Consider the following 2,257-nt stretch of genomic DNA (forward strand, 5'->3'; position numbering starts at 1 on the left):
GCCGGCCTGTCGACGACCGGCAGCATCTCCTTGGGGACGGCCTTCGTCGCCGGCAGGAAGCGGGTCCCCAGACCCGCGGCTGGAATGACCGCCTTCGTTACTGGCATAGCCGAAACCTTAGTCGGGTCCGTGGACACGGGCACCGCCCATGGCCCCGGCACAGGCAATGCACAGCTCACGGTGGCCGCCGGTCCCGCCCGCCGCCCGCCGCCCGCCCGGACATGCGCCGCGGGTCCGAGAACGAGCCCGCGGCACCCCGTGCCACCCGGTCCACCACCGACAGCACCCCTACCGGTGACTGACAACACCTCCACCAACAACCGATAAAATCACCATCAGTAACTATATATGCCACAATTGGCAACCTGGGCCCCCTCCGCCCGACATCACGCCCACGTTCGCGTGCCGTATGCCGCGGCAACCCCCCGCTGGCGGCCAACCTGCGGGAGGCTGTCAGTGTGCAGTGGAATGACCGGCCTCCGGGTGATCTCGACGAAGAGCTCACCGTCGAGCTGACGATCCGTCCGCATTCCGGACCGGTGTCCGGACGCGGGAGTCGGCCAGCGGACCCCGGGCGTGCCCGCCCCCGTCACGACGGTATCGACCGAACCCCCGGCACCGGCTCCGAGGCCGGCGGCGGCTTTGGGCGGATCGCACCCGCCCTGGTCGGCGGCGCGTCGGCGCTGGGTGAGACGAGTACGGCCATCCAGGCCGTCAGGACAGACGCGGGCGGGACAGCCCCGGCGGGAGGGACCGTCCCCGCCGGTGTGGCGAGCGAGGCAGGCGAGACGAGCGAGGCCAACGAGGTAGGCGAGGCCAACGAGGTAGGCGAGGCCAAGGCTCGCCTGCGGGCCCGGCTACTGGTACAGCGCCGCGCATCCGTGGCCCTGCGTCGGGGCTCGCTGTCCAGGTCGGATGCGTCCCGACTGGCCAACCGCATCCAACGGCTGCCCGAGGTGGAGGCCGCGCGGTGCGTGGCGGCGTATGTGGGGCTGCCCGGCGAGCCGGACACCGCCGAACTGCTCGATCGACTGCTGGCTCGCGGGGTGCGGGTGCTGTTGCCCGCCCTACGCGCCGATCTCGATCTGGACTTCCGGGAGCACGTCGGAACGCTGGTGCCCGGCGCGCTGGGTACCCGCGAACCACCGGCGGCGGCACCCCGTGGGGTTCTCGCCGAGGCCGACGTGGTGATCATCCCGGCGCTCGCGGTCGACCGGACGGGCCGGCGTCTGGGGCGCGGTGGGGGCTCCTATGACCGGGTGCTGGCCCGGGTGGGCGCCGACGTTCCGGTGATCGCCGTCCTGCACGACCAAGAGGTTCTGGATGAGATCCCCATGGAGCCCCATGATCATAACGTGAAGATCATCATCACGCCGAGCCGTACGCTACGGTGCGAACCAACCCATGGCACCGGGGAACATCCCGGGCCCTCTACAAGCTAAAGTTGGCAGTCTCCACGTCAGAGTGCCAACTCCGGGAGGAGCACGTGCCTACCTACCAGTACCGCTGCACCGACTGCGGGCGTGACCTTGAGGCCGTACAGAGCTTCAGCGACGTATCACTGACGGAGTGCCCGGCCTGCGCCGGACGACTTCGTAAAGTGTTCGGTTCGGTGGGCGTGGTGTTCAAGGGCAGCGGCTTCTACAAGAACGACAGCCGGTCCAACTCCTCCGGCGGGTCCACGCAGCACCGCCCCAAGGACGTCGGCGACGCCACGGCCACGGGTAGCAGCAGCGAGGCGACATCCGGGGGGAGCACCAACAGCTCCGCCAGCTCGGACTCGTCGTCCTCGACCTCGTCGGGCGGCACCGCCACGGTCTCCTCGACGACGTCGACTCCGGCCTCCAGCACCGCGGCGGCCTGACTAGCCGCTGGATCCGCCCAAGGCGTCTGGGCATCTCGGCCTGGACGCCTTTGGCATGCCCGGACACCGAGCACCCAGCTCCTCCCCGTCTCGGCTCACCCACCGGCCCCCGGATGCGGTAATCGGGAGATGCCGACGAGGGTTTCCAGATCTTGCGTCACACCATGACCTTGGAAGCCATCTCTTCAGGCTCGGCTACGGCCAGCCCGGAGTTCGGACTTACTCATCTAACGGAAGCCCTTCCGCCCCACTGGCGGCGTTTTTCGGCCACCCTGAACCGGCCGCGCCACCGGGGTGGCCCGGCAGGGCCGCGCAGAGATTACGCTACGTTGTGATCGGTGACGTTTTGTAGACGTGCTGTGGGGTGATTCGGGGTGCCCTGGGCGACACAGC

General features: G+C 69.3%; 2 protein-coding genes and 1 pseudogene. 2 read left to right on the forward strand and 1 reads right to left on the reverse strand.

Annotation, left to right across the window (positions count from 1 at the left end; all coding sequences use genetic code 11):
- The first annotated feature begins 458 nt into the window (after positions 1–458).
- Positions 459–1,442 (forward strand): 5-formyltetrahydrofolate cyclo-ligase, encoded by a 984-nt coding sequence (locus AC08ON_RS12460; RefSeq protein ID WP_476608072.1) that lies wholly within the window; start codon positions 459–461, stop codon positions 1,440–1,442.
- 44 nt (positions 1,443–1,486) lie between these two features.
- Positions 1,487–1,627, forward strand: a pseudogene (locus tag AC08ON_RS12465) (FmdB family zinc ribbon protein); the annotation flags it as partial.
- Positions 1,628–1,641: 14 nt separating this feature from the next.
- Here the strand turns inward: AC08ON_RS12465 and AC08ON_RS12470 are convergent.
- Positions 1,642–1,851 (reverse strand): hypothetical protein, encoded by a 210-nt coding sequence (locus AC08ON_RS12470; RefSeq protein WP_476608071.1) that lies wholly within the window; start codon positions 1,849–1,851, stop codon positions 1,642–1,644.
- Positions 1,852–2,257: the final 406 nt, after the last annotated feature.

This window comes from Frankia sp. CoWAU3 (genome assembly GCF_977971855.1).